The sequence below is a fragment of the Vibrio sp. 1401 genome (genome assembly GCF_033340295.1).
Genome location: NZ_JAWOWF010000001.1, coordinates 140,000 through 157,267, shown reverse-complemented (window position 1 = coordinate 157,267; position 17,268 = coordinate 140,000). Strand labels below are relative to the sequence as shown.

Below are 17,268 nucleotides of genomic sequence, written 5' to 3'. Positions count from 1 at the left end.
TGAAGTGACTTTTGTATCAACTATAACGAAATTATCAGTCTACGTGTTAAGACATCGAAAAATTATTGAGCGACTCTGTGTAAAGCGCGCCATTCTAAAAGCTATAGGCAGCGCGCTTTTGTTAGCTCACCAACCTTAAAAGAGCCAGTACCAAAGCACGTTAAACGCAGCTCTAATGCCATTTGTTCAAAGTGATCGACGACAGACTGCGTGCTGATCGTCGCAGCTTTTAATACCGCACCAGCTTGCCCAATGAGATTAGCCCCCAAATGAATGGCTTTCGCCGCTTCAAGTCCGTTATGAACACCTCCCGAGGCGATCAAGGGTAATGTAGGATGCAGTGCGCGGATTTGAGCCAAACATGTTGCTGTAGGGACACCCCAATCGCGGAAAAGCTCGGCTGCACGCTGCATTTTCGGATTATCTTGGCAATACCCTTCAACCGCACTCCAGCTTGTGCCACCCGCGCCCGCAACGTCAATTGCATCCACACCAGCATCAATTAATCGCTGCGCAACGTGTCCGCTAATACCAAAACCGACTTCTTTGATAATGATAGGAACCTTCACGCGAGATTTAAGCATCTCAATTGCCTGGAAAACACCAACCCAATTGTGGTCGCCATTTTTCTGAAACGCTTCCTGCATTGGATTAACGTGCACAAACAAGGCATCGGCTTGAATCGCCTCAACCGCACGTTGCGCATTATCGAGTTTACCTTTATCGAGCAATTGAGCGGCTCCAAGGTTGGAATACAACGGTACTTCTTTCGCCAACTCACGAATGGTTTTACCCAAGCCCGAATGCTGACTTTCTTCTAAGCTAATCCGTTGCGAGCCCACACCCATGGCAATACCTAATTCACTTGCTGCTTCAGCTAAACGACAATTGATCGTTTCTGCGTCTTTTGCTCCGCCAGTCATCGAGCTAATCAAAAACGGTAGCGCTAATTGATGACCAAGAAACTCTGTCGATAAATCGATCGCGTGAAAGTCACATTCTGGCAGCGCACAGTGTTCAAACTCGACAGACTCAAAACCCGCCGTTTTATGCTTCATGCTCATATCATGATGTAAAACAGCATCTAGGTGTAAATCTTTTCGGTTAGTTTGCGGAGCCATAATGTCACCCTAAAGTAAAACAGTCGCGCAGTATTGCGATCCTTATCAGTAACGTCAATGCGAATTTTGTGAATTTGCCGGATTACTTTTCCGAAACGAGTAATGAATCTCGACTGCCCCTGACATTATAAGAAAAGAAACTCGCTTTCCGTTTTAAACAAGCCGGCAAGTTTCTCTTCAAATTGAGATAATCAGCGTACGATACCCATGATGAAAATGGATCACATTGCTCTGTAGTTTACTTTACGCTGTCCGACAGAATTAGCGACACAACAGTGCTTGTCGTCGTTGGTTCAAACTGTTCGGGATCATCACAGAATTGAATTTTTCCTTTTTCTTCTACATGGAACAGCGGTACAACTGAACTACCTTTGTGATGCGATAAATAATCTTGATACGTGAAGTTATCGCTCAATTTCGTGTGTTTAACCTCTGCACCACGACTTAACATACTGGCTAGCTGGGTATAGCTTACATTGCCGCCCATCAGCAATTTACCATGGTACTCCTGAGCCACGGAGTGCTTCTCGCTGCCATTGCCGTTGGTTTTCACTTTTTGTAAGCAGTGAACTTTATCTTCCCCAAACTCGTCGACGAATTGCATGCAAGCCATAATGTTGAAATGCTGATCGGGCGTTAATGCAACCACTTGTCCAACTCCTATCAAGTTCAAGTTGTCGTCCGCGTGACTAGAAATAGGGTTGCCGTAATAGTAATCCAACCCCAACATACGAACCTGACTGATGTACTCCCAGTTTGAGTCAGTCATTAATACGCGGCGGTCATAACGCGCCAGCGCCTGCCCTATTTCTCTTGCTACTCGGTTAGCACCAATCAACAAGAAGCCGCGTGGTGCTGGCTCTGCAACGCCCAACGTCAGCGCTACAGGACGTGCCGTCGCACTTTGTAACACGACCGTTCCTATAATCACCATGAAGGTCATAGGGACCAGTAAAATCGCTTCATCAATGCCGTATTCGGTCAATTTGATCGCGAAAAGAGACGAAATCGAAGCAGCAACAATACCGCGCGGTGCAACCCAAGACAAAAACAGCTTATCTTTAAGACGCAAGTTGCTGCGGAAGGTTGAAAGAAAAATCGATAACGGACGCGACACTAACTGCATAAATACAAACAACAATAACGCACCGCTACCTAGCGCAGCAAAATCATCCAGACTGATTCGAGCCGCAAGGAAGATGAACAATCCGGTGATCAGTAAAATGGTTAAATGCTCTTTAAAGTGCAGAATTTGCTGAATATTGATGTCTTTAGCGTTTGCGAGCCACATACCCATTACGGTGACGGTTAGTAACCCAGCTTCAGACTCAATGTGGTTAGAGACCGAAAATACACCTAGAACCACCATCAAAACCGCAAATGGCTGCAAATATTCCGGTAGCCAAGAGCGACGCATGATCGTCGCAACTGCATAGCCTGAGGCCGCACCTAGCATGACACCGACAGCAATGATCGTCCCAAACACTTCGACGCTATTTATCGCGCTGTGAGATACGATAAACTCGTAAACCATCACAACAAAAAGCGCACCGAGCGGGTCAATCAAAATCCCTTCCCATCGCAAAATGTTAGCAAGCGTACTGTTAGGTCTTACGGTTCGTAGAAGTGGCACGATGACCGTCGGCCCTGTTACTACGGTTAAGCTGCCGAACAACATGGCAAGCTCCCAAGTAAAGCCGAGGAAATAGTGTGTTGCGATACTGGTCGCCGCCCACGAAATGATCGCCCCGATGGAAACAATGCTCCATACCGAACCACTCACGCCACGAATTTCTTTAAAATTTAAGGTCAAACTGCCTTCAAATAAAATCACTGCCACCGCCAAAGAGACCAACGGAAAGAGCAAATTACCTAATATCTCATCAGGATTTAACCACTGCATAAATGGCCCGACGATCAGCCCTGCCAACAACAAAAATAAAATCGCTGGCAAACGCAATCGCCAAGCTAACCATTGGCAACCTAAACCAATAACCCCAACCGCTGACAGCACCAGCGCTTCATTACCCACTTGCATCAATAATTACCTGTTTTTGTCTTTTTTCGCGTGAATGCGCTATACCCGAATACATTCAGCCTTACGGTCAAATAGAAACAACCGAACGTGCAAATCAAACGACTGACCTTCGATGACATCGCTACGAAACGCACATGTTTGAAGTCCTTTGGCGATCGCATCAGAACTATGAATATAGTTGACCCCCAATGACTTAACGACTCATTTTTGTTCATCAGGTCTTAAAGTGGCACACAAGTGTGCGACTTTGTCGAATTCATCATTACGCATTGAGTTTCATTATGTAGAATGATTTCTGAAGAAAGCGCGGAACCTAGCACTATATGAGGCTAAGGCATAGAGCATGAACTAAGCTTTAGCGTAAGTGCTCAAAGTTAAGAATCGTGGGTCACGCGACGTACGCAAGGAGAAATGGATTGTACGTAATACTAGCACTGTTCATGGCGTGTCTCGCCATCCTCATCGGAGTGAAAGCCGCCAACCGAGCTGCACTTTTAGAAAAAGAACTAACCAAACTTCGTGAGGAAGTCACATCACTACGAGCCAGTGTCCATGGGGGCTCAAACCCACAAGCGCACCAACAATCCAGCATCGAAAAAGACACACCATCTGTAGCGACGTCACCTCACATAGAATCACCACAGAAAAATGTCTCATCCTCTGGGGAACATGATCCAGCTGCCAACCTAGACTTGGACCAGAGCGCTGCGAATCAAGGGTACGCCCAGACAAGAGAAGTGCAACTGGATGTTTTTAGTCAAGAAAATGAGTCATTCCTTCAGAGTAAAGTTCAGAGCCTGCTTAGCAACATTCAAGAAAATTGGTTGGTTTGGGTAGGCGCATTGGCCATGCTGATCGGTGGAGGTTATCTCGTACAGGTGATTGGTAGTCACATCCAGTTTTCGCCATTTATGCGAGTGTCCTTTGCCTTTGTGATCTCATTACTTATGGTGCTTGTTGGCGAGTGGTTTCACCGTAAAGAACAACAGAATCCGCAACGGGCAGCACGAGCCCAAGGCTTTACGTATGTTCCTGCTGCTGTTACCGGTACGGGATTAACGGGCATTTACTGCACCGTCATTTTTGCCTTTGTGGTTTATCAAATGCTAACGCCGAGTATCTCGTTGATCATCTTGGCTTCAGCGGCATTTTTCAGTTTAGCATTATCATTGCGACAAGGGCCGTTAATGGCCGTGCTTGGCTTAATTGGTGGCTACACAGCACCACTGTGGATTGGGGGTAATGAACCCAACTACTTTTTGTTAGCCGGATACATCTGCGCAATTTCGTTCGCGGCGACCTTATTGATGCAAAAAGTGCGTAGGTCATGGATTACGCCAAGTATCGCGATTCCACATGTCATTTGGATGTTGCTGTTGATTGAGAGTACACCAACAGAACTGTTGTTCTCGTGGCTCGCGATTTATCTCTCCATCACTTTGTATCTCATTTTCGCGGTTCCGAGAATGGGTTGGATGCTCAATCCTCGCTTTCGTCACTATCAAAGCAAGTGGACAAACTCGCCGACCGCTACCGCTCTCGCAACTGCTTTATTGACCTTTTCTGCCGTCACCAGAATGCCGGATCTGAACACTCTACAAATGGCGTACTGTTATACGCTGCTTGTTGCGATCATCTGGCTACCAGCACTTCGTACAGGCTGGTCATTACGTGTATTTTTGCCATCCATTCTCGTCTCAGCAACCGCGCTGATTGTTCTTACCATCGCTTTTAATGCGCTGTATATGTTAGAGCGAGAAGCTAGCATCCTATTCGCATTGGCGGTGAGTATTGCGCTGATCTGCTATCGAACATATTGCCAATCACTTAGTGACCGTTCGCAACTCAGTGGGCTGCTTCTGCTGGTACTGGCTCCCGCGATGAGCTTAATTACGTTGTTTTATATTGACGAATTTATGCAAGGCTACCTGTGGTATTGGACTGCATTCTGCGCATTGATGGCCACTTACTACGTTGTGCTTGGTCAGCGTGCACGTTCGTTGGCATTAGAATGCTCTGCCGTTATGCATGCTTTAATCGTAGGTATCGCTTTTGTTTGGTTGAGTGATACTTGGTTAACAACAGCAATCTCAATACAAGTTGCGATAATGGCCTTACAGGCTCAAGTCGGGTTATTTCGACCTGCGAGTTGGGCGATTAAAGTGGCAATGGGAATACTGGTTATCCGACTCACGCTGCTACCTTTCATACCCGAATGGCAACCGGTAGAAGCTGGGCATTGGGCTTGGGTTCTGGTGAGTTATCTGCCTTCTCTCTTCATCTTGTCTTATGCTCGTTCAACACTAAAACAAGTGGACCGAGAACTGACCAACTGGTTTGAAGGGGCGTTTTTACATGTATTCTTAATGGCATTGTTCACCCAAACTAACTACTGGTTAACGGGGCAATATGGTTACTTGGGGAACATCGACTTCACAAGTGCGGCAGTCTTTGCCAATCAAGCATTAGTTATGGGTTTGGTATACAGCTACCGCAGCCAATTTGCGCAACGCTTAAGCCGTATCTACGAAATCTATAGTTACTTGCTTTGGTGCGCGTTCGCTATATTGATTATTTTGCTTAATACGGCAGAATCGCCGTTGGTGACTGATAACGTCTCGGCACAAGCACTTCCCATCTTTAACATGCTGAGTATCGGCTGGCTGTTACCAGCTTGCATCCTGCTTATCGCAACCTTTAAACGCTGGAATACGTTGCAAGTTCATCGATTTGCGATTGCTAGTCTAGGCTTTTTACTTGCAGCCATTTGGTTGGGGATGTCTATCCGTCAATTCTGGCAAACCACATCGATGATGCTGTATCAGCCAACCAGCATGGCAGAGTTGTTCAGTTATTCAGTGGCTGGCTTGCTCGTAGGTGGATTGCTGACTTGGCGCGGCGTGACCCAACAGGGGCTGATGATGCAGCGTGTCGGTCTAGTGGTCCTTGCCGGTGTCGCACTGAAAGTATTCTTATGGGATGTGAGCTCTCTGGATGGGTTCTGGCGAGCAATAAGCTTCTTAGGCTTAGGTGCATCTTTGATAGCACTTGGATGGCTATTCCAGAAATTGAATCGTTCGGTGGCAAAAGCACTCGAGCCCTAGACGAGTCAAAGAGAGATTCCCGACAGTGCGCTGTTTTCGTTATTGGGGGACGATAACAGTGTAAAGCCGGGAATCATTGGAGTGTTCGTTACTTCAGTAAAGCGACCACGGTATGACGACGCACGTTTGCTTGCGCATTCAATGCCTGAAAAGTCGAAGTAAACTCGCCAGACTTTTGCATGAATCCATCCAGTTTTGCATTCACCTCATTGACTGAAAGCTGTGCGGTTTTGGTTTGGATAGAACGCATTTGAGTATTCAGTTCACCATGAAAAGCTTTCGCCTCCTGCAAGCTCGTTTGAACTTGTTTCAGATGCTGATTTACTTTGGCAATCGTCTGCTTGATGCCGTCGCGTGAGCCTAAATCAAACCCGAGCTCCGCAATACCATCTGGCTCAGACTTTAAGTTCAAAACGTTAGGCTGCCCCGCAGGGAATCGGTGCCCTTCCCCCGTTACCATCACCTTTTGCTGCATTTGTTGATAAGCGTTGTCTCTGGCTTCAAATAAAATGCTGCCATCATCGGCTAATGAGGCTCGCATTCCTAACGCAATCAAGCTGCGATCCAGCATTTTGACCGTTCGCTCACCGTCTGATTGTCCATCAAACTGAATCATCACCGCTTGACCTTGAGGAAAATCCAAACGGATTTGCTCGGCCTTGTCGCTTAAGCGATGAACATTCAAACCTGGAATAGAAAAGCGACGAATGTCCGCTTTATCCAGTTTTAAGTGCAGTTCGTTATTTAGGACTTTCTGGCCATCGAAACGTGCTTGCTCAACGACTTTTTGGATGGTGGCTTTAGAGCGAACCAATGTATCCTGCAAACTAGGAACATTTTGTACGCCTTGATTCACAGCTTGCGTCAAACCACGTTTAATTTGCGTGAGCTCTTTGCCAATCACCTGCAGCGATTTGGACGCGATCTGAACCGCCGTGGCTTGCTGCTGACCCTGCGTAAGCTGAATACCAGATACAGAGTAGGCTGACGCAGTGTCAGCCTGAATTTGCGCCGGGCGCGGTTTAATTGCCGTACTTGAGTCTGCAGAACGGGTCGGCATGATAGAGGCTTGTTCTTGTCCACCTAAGCGTATGCTATGGGGTCTAACCTCTACTGTACTCATTACCATAAAAAGAACTTCCTAACCTTATAAACGGTCAAACAGCGACAAACCATCGATCTTCACATAGCTTGCTTGCGTTGCTTGCAAAGCGGCCATGTAATTACTCAATCGTACCGACGCTTCACCATAGTCCAGAGCAGAGAGGTCTCCAGATACTTTGTCAACGAACAGCTTGTTTTCACTGTGCGCGCCACCAACAAGATCTAAGTTGTTGTGTCGACCACCAATCTCAGTCATGGTCCCTAGTACGTTTGAAAAAGTATCGTCGATAGCGCTGATACTCGCCTCAACTTCAGCTCTGAAGTTGGCGGTAGGGCTCTCAAACTCTTTGATCAGCGCATCAATTTGGTTAAGCACGTTATGGCCTCCCCCAAGGTCCAATATTTCTTTTGCAGTCATATTGGAATCCATCGTGACACCTTTAGCAATTGTTACTACGCGCTTGTCACTATTACCTTCAATTACGTAGCTGCCGCTCGCTTTACTTACAGCCGCAGTATCCGTTTTAGTACCAGAGAAAAGGTAGTGCCCTTCTTCATCCTGCGCGTTAAAAGACGACTCAATAGAGTCACGGTAACTCTTAAGCTCTGTAATCATACCGCCACGACTTTCGTCAGTAAGAGAGCCGTTCGCACCCCAAAGCGCGATGTCTCGCATGCTTTTTAAGCTTTCTTTGATCGAATCTAAATGGGTTTCTTGACTCGATAGCGTCGTTTTTACGTTTTCAATGTTGTTTTTGTACTGAGCAATCGCACTGGTTTCTCGGTCTAAGTTAAGCAACTTGATCGAAGCCATTGGATCGTCAGACAGCTTGGTCAAGCGCTTGCCAGTAGACATCTGTTGCAGAGCTTCGCCTAATCCCGCGCTATTGCTCTGCAAGCTGTGCAACATCATTTGACTAAATTGATTGTCACTAATTCGCATCTAAACTTTCCTCTTAGAATAACTGCAGAATAGAATCGAGCAGTTGATTTGCTGTGCTGATCACTTTCATGTTGGCATTGTGCGCATTAGCAAACATCATTAGGTTAGCCGCTTCTTCATCGCTGTTTACGGAACTAACATTATCGCGAGCTGCGTGCGCTTGCTTGTTCATGGCTAACTTCGCTTGATAATCAGCATTAGCTTGGCGTGCTTTAATTGCGGTTTGACCCACCATTGAACTAAAGGCATCGTTCAAGCTTACTGAGCCGTAACCTGATACCGCCACTGGCTTGTTGCTTAACTCGATCAATGATTGCAACGCATCTGCGTTACCAGGTGTTCCATCACTTGAGAACGCAAGCTCATCTGGAGTTAGCTTGGTAATATCCAAACTGGCTGCAGGGTTTGCTGGGTCATAGCTGAACAAAGGTTTACCTGGGTTGCCATTTAAGTCTTTGCCAGTCGCAAGCACGGCGTTGTATTCATCCGCGAGAGCTTTCGCCATGTCATTCAGAGCCAGTTGGTTTGGTTTCAACACTTCGGTTTGATAGTCATTAATCGCACCTAATTTGCCACCAAGCGAGTCACCAATCGCAAAGCTTTGATTCGAGAACGTGACGTGTAAGTCCGCCAAGTAAGGATCACTCGGGTCAGGAATGGCTTCCAGTTTGCCATGGTCCGTACCCATCACAAGCGGTTGACCAGAGGTTAGTGTGACCTGAACACTGCCGTCATGCTGCTGTGTTGTTTTGATTTCAATGGTTTGAGATAACTCACCGATTAACCTATCTCGTTCATCCATTAACTGTGATGGGTTACCACCTGTACCTTGCATCTCTACCAGTTGCTTGTTCACCTTCGCGATATTTTCCATAAGGCTATTCGCGTGGTTAAGCGCTGCATTACGTTGGTCGCTCATGTCTTTATGTTGATTGTATAAAGACTCGGTAAGCGTATTAAAACGGCGGGCCAAAGCTTCAGATTCGTTAATGATCTGCTGGCGGTAGGGTATGGATTCTGGCTTAACGGTCGCATCGTTAAGCGCGGCGTTTAGTGAGTCCAAGCCAGCCGATATACTGAAACCATCGGCACCAAGCGTATTCTCCAGCTGACTCATGTTACTGGTGTATCCAGATGCGTATGCCGCCATACTGTTAGTCGACCACGTTTGCTTAATCAGAAATTGATCAGTAACGCGGCGAATGCTAGTGACTTCTACCCCTAAACCTGGACTTAAGCGATTGGCTTTACCATCATCGACAGACGCCATCAACGCTTGTTGACGACTGTAACCCACGGTATTCACGTTTGCCACGTTTTGCGCGGTTACGTCTAGGGCCACACGGTTCGCGCCTAAACCTGAAAGGGCAATATTAACTAGGTTCATTTACAGCTCCATTTTTCTGATCAACGGCTGAGAAAACGCGGTAGTCATACCGGCCTCACCGAATACCTGTTTAACAGAGGCGACGCCTTGAGAAGCGGTATTAAATAGGCTTGAATTCTTCTCCACCTCTTTAGAATCTACTTGTGAGATAGATTCAGAATTCGAAGCTTTACCATCGTTAGCGGATGAGATGTTGCGCGCAGCATCGAAAGCAACCTCACGCATAGACGGGCTCAGCTGCTGGATGAGCATATTGGCAATGCCTGAGCTCTGTTTCTTTGCTAGTTCCATCGCCAGCTGACCGTCATACATATCACGGAATACCCCTTGTTGCTGACTGGCGAACGGGCTGTCTTTATCAGCAAGAGCATCACTACTGCTGCGCATTTGGCGTAACACCATTTGTAGGAACATTGCCTCAAATTGACCTGCGACGACTTCAAGTGCGCCTTCTTGATCACGACTATGCTTGATGTTAGCCAATGCACTATTGTCGTGATAAAGCATCGAATTTAACTGAGTTTGTTCATTGGTACTGTCTAGCTTCATCCTTAACTCCTTATATCACGACCAATTCAGCGTTCAATGCACCTGCTTCACTCAAAGCTTGCAGGATAGACATCAAGTCTGTAGGCGTGGCACCTAAACTATTTACCGCATTAACTATGGTGTTAAGTTCCGTGCCTGGAGGCCAAATCACCATCTGAGCGAGATCTTCATTCACATCAAGGTCCGTTTGGTTAACGACTTTCGTATCGCCATTTGCAAACGCATTAGGCTGACTAACTTGTTGTGATTCAGAAATTCGCACGGTCAAGTTACCGTGACTTACTGCTGCTTCACTCACTTTGACACTCTTACCGATCACTACGGTGCCAGTGCGAGAGTTAAAGACAATACGAGCAGGTTTACGGCCTTCAACGACGCTCATTTCTTCAAGCATCGACATCATGACGACACGCTGCTGTGTATCTTTTGGTGCACGCATATCAATGCGCGCTTTATTGATCGCAACTGCAACGTTAGGCCCAAAAGTGTTGTTAATTTCACGCGCAATATTTTTTGCTGTAGTGAAGCTAGGCTTGCGCAGGTTTAGGGTGATTTCATCACGTTGGTTGAAATCGGTTTTGATTTCTCTCTCTAAAGTCGCACCATTCGGAACGCGACCCGCCGTTGGTGTGTTTACTTCTACTTTGGAGCCACTTCGCCCCTCTGCAGATAAGCCCCCCACAACCACGTTGCCTTGCGCAATCGCGTACACTTCGCCATCAATACCACGTAAAGGCGTTAGCAATAACGTACCACCGCGAAGGCTCTTTGCATCACCGATTGAAGACACAACCACATCCAACGTTTGTCCTGGGCCTGCCATTGGATCAACGGACGCTGTCACACTCACAGAAGCCACATTTCGTAGCTTAGGGTTCATACTGTCATCAATTTGAACCCCAAACTGACGTAGCATGTTGGTAATAGATTGAGAGGTAAATTTCACTTGGTTTCGGTCACCTTGGCCGGCTAAGCCAACCACCAAACCATAACCAACCAGTTGGTTTTCTCGAATGCCGCGAACATCGACCAAGTCCATGATCGGAATTTCCGCTTCAGCACGTGAAGTGCCTGGTAGTCCCAAGGTCAACACCAATAGGAGAGACATAAAGAAAGATTGCATTGTCTTCATTAGAAAGGTACCCATGGGCTGTTGAAGAACTGAGTTAGCCACCCGGCTGCGTTGCTGTCAGCTAGCGCTCCGCGACCTGCGTAGGTAATTCTTGCATCAGCAATTCGTTGAGAAGAAACTTGGTTACTGCGGTTAATATCATCCACACGGACGATACCGGTTAGACGAATAAACTCGTCGCCTTGATTCAGACGAAGCCATTTTTCACCGCTGATACGCAATACGCCATTAGGTAATACTTCGTGTACCGTTACCGTAATGGCACCTTGAAGCTTGTTGCCTTGTGAACTTGATGCACTGCCATCGAAGTTACGTTTGCCATCCACGCTAACCCCTAACTCATCGATAGTTTTCGTGCCTATGGTCGGCGCCACAAAGTTAATTGCTGAACTTTTACCGAACTTAGTACCCGCATTTTTACTCGATGAGGTTTCTTCTGATAATTGAACCGTTAATACATCGCCAACTCGGTAAGCACGACGATCCTGGAACAGAGTCATCGTGTATTGGTGACGATAAAGGCTACCAGATTGGGTTTCCGGCAGCGTGTAATCGAGCGTTGGTGGTGCATATTCCTCAGCATTCGGCTCAGGCGGAATAAATTCCTGACGGCCAGCACATCCCACCAGCAACACGGCGGCTACTGCCCAACTCTTAGAAAGCCATTTCATTGCTTTTTCCTTCATCATCACCAATTTCATACTTACATTGATTGCGAAACAAACTTCAGCATGTCATCTGCAGCAGAGACCACTTTCGCATTCATCTCATACGCACGTTGAGTGGTGATCATGTCGACCATCTCTTCTACTACTTGTACGTTTGACCCTTCCAGTGCACCTTGCTTGATAATGCCGGCGCCATCAGCTCCTGCAATCAGCTCATCAGCTGGACCGCTGGCTTCCGTTTCACGGAATAAGTTGCCACCCATGGCCTCTAAGCCGGCTGGATTGATGAATTTTGCAAGTGTAATTTGACCAAGCTGCTGAGGTGTTGGATCGTCTGCTGTTGTTGTAGTCACTGTGCCATCAACACCCACAGAGAAAGAGACCGCATTGTCTGGGATCTGGATTTGAGGCTCTAAAGGCAGGCCCTGACTGTTCACCATTAAGCCTTCTGAGTTTCGATGGAACTGACCATTACGTGTATACATGATCTGTCCGTCCGAGTTTTCTATTTGGAAGAAACCCTGACCCATTACAGCAAGATCCAACTCTTGCGTTGTGTTTTGGGTATTACCTTGCGTGAACACTTTTTGTGTGCCAACAACGCGAACACCGCTACCTAGCTGAATACCACTTGGTAGTTCGTTAACTTGGTCTACTTGTGCGCCTGGTTGACGCTGAATGCTGTAGAAAAGATCTTCAAATACGACTCGGTCACGCTTAAAGCCAACCGTGTTTACGTTTGCTAGGTTGTTAGAAATGGCAGTCATCTTCGTGTCTTGCGCTGCCATGCCTGTCTTACTTACCCATAATGCTGAATGCATTTTTTACTCCTTGCGGGGCGAGACTTAGCTCGCCGCCATTAATTTGTTACCAGCTTTTGCTAGAGTTTCCGCCGTTTTCATCATGCGAACTTGCATTTCAAAGTTGCGCGTCAGCGACATCACACTAACCAATTCATCAATAGCAGATACGTTACTGCCCTCAATGTGCTCAGGAGAGAGTTGCACGGTTTCATCTGCCGCGAATGGCACGCCATCTACGCTGTGCAGCAAGCTATCGCTCTCTTTTTGCAGTTGATTAATTTCCGGTTTAACCAACTTCAAAGTGCCTGCCACAATTTCTGCGCCGCCACCTGGTGGGATCACTGAGACTTGACCACGCTCGCTGATTTCAATCTTTTGATAATCCGGCACAACCAAAGGACCATTGTCACCGAGGACAGGGAACCCATTGATTGTTAGAGCGCCAAAAGTATCGACCTGAATATTGCCTGCACGGGTGTAAGCTTCGTTACCCGCTGGGGTTTCTACAGAGAGATATCCCTCCCCCATAACCGCAACGTCCAACGGACGTCCTGTTTTCACAATATCGCCAGCGTCGAAACGTGTTGAGGCAGAGTTGGTCACAACCATAGTGCGACCATCAAAACCTGGGCCTTGCATCTCTACACTACGCACACGCTCCATATCCGCTCGAAAACCCGCAGTATCAGCATTTGATAAGTTGTTTGAACGAACGTGCTGCGCTTTAAGAACTCGGCTGGCACCCGACGTTGCCGTAAATAACAAACTATCCATGCAAAACTCCCATTACACCGCGTTAAACAAAGCTTGAGTAAGCTTGTCGCTGGTAGAAATTGTCTTTGCGTTTGCTTGGTAGTTGCGTTGTGCAGTCATTAGAGCAACAAGCTCGCTGGTTAAGTCAACGTTAGAACCTTCTAATGCACCCGGAGTTAGGTCACCCATCGTACCTGAACCCGGAACACCCATAATTGGAGCACCTGAGCTAAAGCTTTGAGTCCATGATGTTCCACTCACTTTCGCTAAGCCTTGTGTGTTTGCAAAATCAGCAAGAACAACCTGACCTTGTAGCTGTGATTGGCCGTTAGTGTAAGTCGCGTAAACCATGCCGTTACCTTCAACGCGTACACCTGCAAGTTCACCTGATGTGTAACCGTTAGGACTATTAGTACTTACGCCAAAAGCTGCACCAAATTGCGTGCTGCCTTTCAGGTTAATGTCTACACTCATCGCGTTCGCGCCTGCAGCAGGGAATGAAACATTAAACGGCGCAGTTGGTGCTGAAAGCGAGCCGTCTTTACCAAACGTTACAGGCACAGTTGCTACTGGCGTCGTACCGCCATCTACTTGAACGTTCACTTCCCACGAGTTAGAAGCAGTCTTAGTAAAGTACTGAGTTACCGTGTGCGAGTTACCCAGTGAGTCGTAGACTTTTGTTGTGTAAGACGAGTTAAATGAGCTTGGATCTTTTGGATTGAATGGCGTTACGGCTTTATCAATAACAGACGCGCTTGCGTCGAAGTTCGCAACAAAATCTAAGCTGTCTGTTGCTTTAGCATTCAGTGAGGAAGTCGATACCTGAATATTACCCACAGAACCTGTCATTAGGTTGTTGTTGCTATCGACACTGTAACCTTGAAGCTTTGCACCGCTGTTAGCCGTAACAAAGTTGTTCTTATCCGTTGAGAACACACCTGAACGTGTGTACAACATTTGACCCATATTATCTTTAGTAACAAAAAAGCCACCGCCATTAATAGCTAGGTCCATCGCACGGCCAGTTCCTGTGATACTGCCGTCTTTGTCGAAGTTCTGTGAAATTGACGCGACTTCCACACCACCAGGTTGCATGCCGTTATATACAGCGGAGAATTCTGTGCGGCCACCTTTAAAACCATACGTTGATGCGTTGGCAATGTTGTGACTGATTGTGTTTAGCTCTGTGTTGGTCGCGTCCAGACCACTTAGTGCGATGTTAAAACTCATAAATAGACCTCTGATTTCCGTATTTGGTTAAGCACCAAACTGAGTGATTTGATAGAAAGGAACGTTGCCAACGCCATGGACATTGACTAATGCTGCGCCACCGGTATTAGGAATGCGCACTTGCTCAACAGTGCCTGCCATCAGCACATTTGGACTTGCTTGCCCTTCTTGCACTTCTACGGCCACTGAGTATTTGCCTGGTTTAAGACCAAGTTCTTCAGGATTAATTGAAAAGTCGACGTCACCTTTGCCGTGAGCACCTAGTGGCACTTTAGTTGATTGACCAAATTCATCTTTAACAACTAACGTGACTTGGTTTGAGCTATGAGCGAGTTCGATTTTTCCGTTTTGTACGTCTTCACCAAGCTGAAATTCATCCGCATTGACGTAAACCGTTTGCCCAACAAGGCCCGCTGTTGATAGCACTTGCATGTTGTCCAGTAACACCATGCTCTGTTGCATTGTCTTAGACATATTCTCGGTACTTTGTACCTGCGAGAACTGAGCCAATTGACCAACGTATTCCGTACCATCAAGGGGATTAAGTGGGTCTTGGTTTTGAATTTGAGCCACCATCAAAGAAATAAACTCATTCTCCAATGAAGAAGCGCTGTTCATGTCTTTAGGGTTTGGTGAGATACCGTTGCTGTCTTTTGCTTTTGTATTTACTGGAGCGTCAGACGATAAAGGGGTGTATTGTGCAATACTCATTAGCTGCCCTGCCCTAATCTAAGCAGACCTTGCTGCATACTTTTTACATTGGCTAATACTTCAACATTCGTTTCGAAGCTGCGTGTTGCGGACATCATGTCTGCCATTTCAGCAACTACATCAATATCTGGGTAAAACACATAGCCTTCATCATTAGCCAGTGGGTTGTTCGGCTCAAAACGCTTCTCTGCATCTCCAGCATTTTTAACAACGTCAACAATGCGAACTTCTGCATTGGGATAAGCTCCATTTTCTGTTGTCATTTGCGTTTTTTGGTACACAGTCGCAAATACTGGCTTAAGCGCTTTATAAGCATCTTCTGGATTTGCAGATACTGCATCTGCGTTTGCTAAGTTACTGGCTACCGTATTCAGACGCACAGTTTGTGCTGTCATCGCGGAACCAGTGATCGAGTAAATATCAGTGAATGACATAATTAACGTCCCTCAATCGCTTTCGCTAAGCCATTAAATTTCATGTTGAGAAACGTCAGGCTAGTTTGAAAGTCCATGTTGTTTTGCGTGAATTTTGCTTGTTCAACACCAAGCTCTACGGTGTTGCCATTTTTGCTATTCTGGTAAGGCACCGAGTATTGGGCCTGAACCTGGAACTTTGGCACCGGTTTGTTCACACCACCTGCCGTTACTTGGTTCATTACGGTGGTGAAACTTAGGTCTTTCGCCAAATACCCAGGGGTGTCAACATTTGCTAGGTTACTGGCGAGGACTTTGGTACGCTGAACGCGAAAATTAAGTGCCTCTGGATGTACTCCTAAAGCATTTTCAAATGTGATCGCCATGCATCTTCCTTACAGTTGGCTCGAATACGCCAACATACAAACAAGATACGTGCCATAAAAAATAGCTATATATATCAATGATTTACAAACAAGGATGGAAGCCAAACTTCCGGTTCTCGGAAAGCATTAAAAACAAGAGGAAAGTGTCCACTTCCTCAACAATAATGCTGACGTTACTCGCTTTGACATCAGAACAAGCATTCGCCAACACCAATGACAAAACCCTAAGCGTTGAAGAGATAAGGTCCGTTGTAGCAACGGATTTCGAACAAGAGGTGGATCGCGTAGCGCTCTCCAATCAGTGGGGGGAGTACAAACTAGACTTCGACATGTGGGTGCCCGGTTCAGCCAATCACTTGCCAGAATGTGAATCTCCTTTAGTTATCACAGGTCGTGACAACAACACGTTGCCAGTCGGTAACCTCAAGCGCTCAGTCAGCTGCGACAATATCGCATCACCATGGCGAATTAACGTTACGATAAAGTCTTCGCTGACTCTGCCTGTTTTGGTCGCGACAACCACGGTTGGCCGAAATGAAGTCGTAACGGCTAAACACATAAAGCTTGAAACCCGAACCATCTCTCGCCAAGACGATTTTTATACTCGCCCCGAGCAAGCAGTAGGCTTAGAAACCTCTCGTCGTTTGCGGGCTGGACAAGTGGTTAATCCATCCAATTTGTCGGCCCCACCTCTAATCGAGAAAGGCAATGAAGTCATAGTCATTGCGAGCAAAAATGGATTTAGTGCCAGCACAAAAGGAGTCGCCTTAGAAGATGGAGCGAAAGGGCAACAAATTGACGTGGAAAACCCAAGTTCGGGCAAGGTCATAAGAGCAGTCGTAACTGGATTAAACCAGGTTCATACTCAATTTTGATTTTTTGACTCGGGGTAACATTTTTTAATTTTGGCTCTCGTCAGTAACACT

At 46.6% G+C, this 17,268-nt stretch carries 16 protein-coding genes; 2 read left to right on the top strand and 14 right to left on the bottom strand.

Annotated elements, in window-relative coordinates; genetic code table 11:
- Window positions 1–101: 101 nt before the first annotated feature.
- Together fni and R7Z77_RS00730 are read right to left on the bottom strand one after the other, a co-directional pair.
- On the bottom strand, window positions 102–1,121 hold the full coding sequence (gene fni / locus R7Z77_RS00735) for a type 2 isopentenyl-diphosphate Delta-isomerase (protein ID WP_005373993.1): 1,020 nt from the start codon (window positions 1,119–1,121) through the stop codon (window positions 102–104).
- 238 nt (window positions 1,122–1,359) lie between these two features.
- Window positions 1,360–3,159 (bottom strand): cation:proton antiporter, encoded by a 1,800-nt coding sequence (locus R7Z77_RS00730; protein WP_213967465.1) that lies wholly within the window; start codon window positions 3,157–3,159, stop codon window positions 1,360–1,362.
- Window positions 3,160–3,599: 440 nt separating this feature from the next.
- Between R7Z77_RS00730 and R7Z77_RS00725 the strand changes: the two genes are divergently transcribed.
- A complete protein-coding gene (locus R7Z77_RS00725; RefSeq protein ID WP_054576171.1) occupies window positions 3,600–6,263 on the top strand; it encodes a DUF2339 domain-containing protein in 2,664 nt (887 codons plus the stop codon).
- Window positions 6,264–6,351: 88 nt separating this feature from the next.
- On the opposite strand, the gene R7Z77_RS00720 is transcribed toward R7Z77_RS00725, so the two are convergent.
- From R7Z77_RS00720 to flgB, 12 genes are read right to left on the bottom strand one after another with little or no spacing between them, the layout of a single operon-like run.
- Complete coding sequence (locus R7Z77_RS00720) at window positions 6,352–7,392, bottom strand: flagellin (protein ID WP_042523339.1); 1,041 nt, start codon at window positions 7,390–7,392, stop codon at window positions 6,352–6,354.
- Window positions 7,393–7,410: 18 nt separating this feature from the next.
- Complete coding sequence (flgL, locus tag R7Z77_RS00715) at window positions 7,411–8,310, bottom strand: flagellar hook-associated protein FlgL (protein ID WP_005373998.1); 900 nt, start codon at window positions 8,308–8,310, stop codon at window positions 7,411–7,413.
- Between the two features lie 13 nt (window positions 8,311–8,323).
- Window positions 8,324–9,697, bottom strand: coding sequence for a flagellar hook-associated protein FlgK (gene flgK / locus R7Z77_RS00710; RefSeq protein WP_005374000.1), 1,374 nt, complete (start codon window positions 9,695–9,697; stop codon window positions 8,324–8,326).
- The gene (locus tag R7Z77_RS00705) at window positions 9,698–10,246 is read right to left on the bottom strand and encodes a rod-binding protein (protein WP_064354508.1); all 549 of its coding nucleotides are present in this window, start codon (window positions 10,244–10,246) and stop codon (window positions 9,698–9,700) included. It abuts the gene before it with no gap.
- Window positions 10,247–10,256: 10 nt separating this feature from the next.
- On the bottom strand, window positions 10,257–11,393 hold the full coding sequence (locus R7Z77_RS00700; RefSeq protein ID WP_086026720.1) for a flagellar basal body P-ring protein FlgI: 1,137 nt from the start codon (window positions 11,391–11,393) through the stop codon (window positions 10,257–10,259).
- Window positions 11,378–12,049 (bottom strand): flagellar basal body L-ring protein FlgH, encoded by a 672-nt coding sequence (gene flgH / locus R7Z77_RS00695; protein WP_017635111.1) that lies wholly within the window; start codon window positions 12,047–12,049, stop codon window positions 11,378–11,380. The genes R7Z77_RS00700 and flgH overlap by 16 nt, the downstream gene beginning before the upstream one ends.
- 32 nt (window positions 12,050–12,081) lie before the next feature.
- A complete protein-coding gene (gene flgG, locus R7Z77_RS00690; protein WP_005374008.1) occupies window positions 12,082–12,867 on the bottom strand; it encodes a flagellar basal-body rod protein FlgG in 786 nt (261 codons plus the stop codon).
- Window positions 12,868–12,891: 24 nt separating this feature from the next.
- Window positions 12,892–13,623, bottom strand: coding sequence for a flagellar basal-body rod protein FlgF (flgF, locus tag R7Z77_RS00685; protein ID WP_005374009.1), 732 nt, complete (start codon window positions 13,621–13,623; stop codon window positions 12,892–12,894).
- A 12-nt stretch (window positions 13,624–13,635) separates the two neighbouring features.
- Entirely contained in the window at window positions 13,636–14,832 is a 1,197-nt protein-coding gene (gene flgE / locus R7Z77_RS00680; protein WP_005374010.1) for a flagellar hook protein FlgE, read from the bottom strand.
- Window positions 14,833–14,859: 27 nt separating this feature from the next.
- Complete coding sequence (flgD, locus tag R7Z77_RS00675) at window positions 14,860–15,543, bottom strand: flagellar hook assembly protein FlgD (RefSeq protein WP_005384410.1); 684 nt, start codon at window positions 15,541–15,543, stop codon at window positions 14,860–14,862.
- Window positions 15,543–15,977, bottom strand: a complete 435-nt coding sequence (flgC, locus tag R7Z77_RS00670) for a flagellar basal body rod protein FlgC (RefSeq protein ID WP_005374012.1) — start codon at window positions 15,975–15,977, stop codon at window positions 15,543–15,545. The genes flgD and flgC overlap by 1 nt, the downstream gene beginning before the upstream one ends.
- Before the next feature lie 2 nt (window positions 15,978–15,979).
- Complete coding sequence (gene flgB, locus R7Z77_RS00665) at window positions 15,980–16,342, bottom strand: flagellar basal body rod protein FlgB (protein ID WP_005374013.1); 363 nt, start codon at window positions 16,340–16,342, stop codon at window positions 15,980–15,982.
- A 77-nt stretch (window positions 16,343–16,419) separates the two neighbouring features.
- Here flgB and flgA point away from each other — a divergent pair, with 77 nt between their 5' ends.
- Complete coding sequence (flgA, locus tag R7Z77_RS00660) at window positions 16,420–17,217, top strand: flagellar basal body P-ring formation chaperone FlgA (protein ID WP_047102793.1); 798 nt, start codon at window positions 16,420–16,422, stop codon at window positions 17,215–17,217.
- Window positions 17,218–17,268 lie beyond the last annotated feature (51 nt).

Coding starts and splice junctions, on each gene's coding strand:
- R7Z77_RS00705 (WP_064354508.1), bottom strand. CDS start 10,246: ATGAAGCTAGACAGTACCAATGAACAAACTCAGTTAAATTCGATGCTT.
- flgG (WP_005374008.1), bottom strand. CDS start 12,867: ATGCATTCAGCATTATGGGTAAGTAAGACAGGCATGGCAGCGCAAGAC.
- flgH (WP_017635111.1), bottom strand. CDS start 12,049: ATGAAATGGCTTTCTAAGAGTTGGGCAGTAGCCGCCGTGTTGCTGGTG.
- R7Z77_RS00700 (WP_086026720.1), bottom strand. CDS start 11,393: ATGGGTACCTTTCTAATGAAGACAATGCAATCTTTCTTTATGTCTCTC.
- flgC (WP_005374012.1), bottom strand. CDS start 15,977: ATGTCATTCACTGATATTTACTCGATCACTGGTTCCGCGATGACAGCA.
- flgA (WP_047102793.1), top strand. CDS start 16,420: ATGATTTACAAACAAGGATGGAAGCCAAACTTCCGGTTCTCGGAAAGC.
- flgE (WP_005374010.1), bottom strand. CDS start 14,832: ATGAGTTTTAACATCGCACTAAGTGGTCTGGACGCGACCAACACAGAG.
- flgF (WP_005374009.1), bottom strand. CDS start 13,623: ATGGATAGTTTGTTATTTACGGCAACGTCGGGTGCCAGCCGAGTTCTT.
- R7Z77_RS00725 (WP_054576171.1), top strand. CDS start 3,600: ATGGCGTGTCTCGCCATCCTCATCGGAGTGAAAGCCGCCAACCGAGCT.
- R7Z77_RS00720 (WP_042523339.1), bottom strand. CDS start 7,392: ATGGTAATGAGTACAGTAGAGGTTAGACCCCATAGCATACGCTTAGGT.
- fni (WP_005373993.1), bottom strand. CDS start 1,121: ATGGCTCCGCAAACTAACCGAAAAGATTTACACCTAGATGCTGTTTTA.
- flgK (WP_005374000.1), bottom strand. CDS start 9,697: ATGAACCTAGTTAATATTGCCCTTTCAGGTTTAGGCGCGAACCGTGTG.
- R7Z77_RS00730 (WP_213967465.1), bottom strand. CDS start 3,159: ATGCAAGTGGGTAATGAAGCGCTGGTGCTGTCAGCGGTTGGGGTTATT.
- flgB (WP_005374013.1), bottom strand. CDS start 16,342: ATGGCGATCACATTTGAAAATGCTTTAGGAGTACATCCAGAGGCACTT.
- flgD (WP_005384410.1), bottom strand. CDS start 15,543: ATGAGTATTGCACAATACACCCCTTTATCGTCTGACGCTCCAGTAAAT.
- flgL (WP_005373998.1), bottom strand. CDS start 8,310: ATGCGAATTAGTGACAATCAATTTAGTCAAATGATGTTGCACAGCTTG.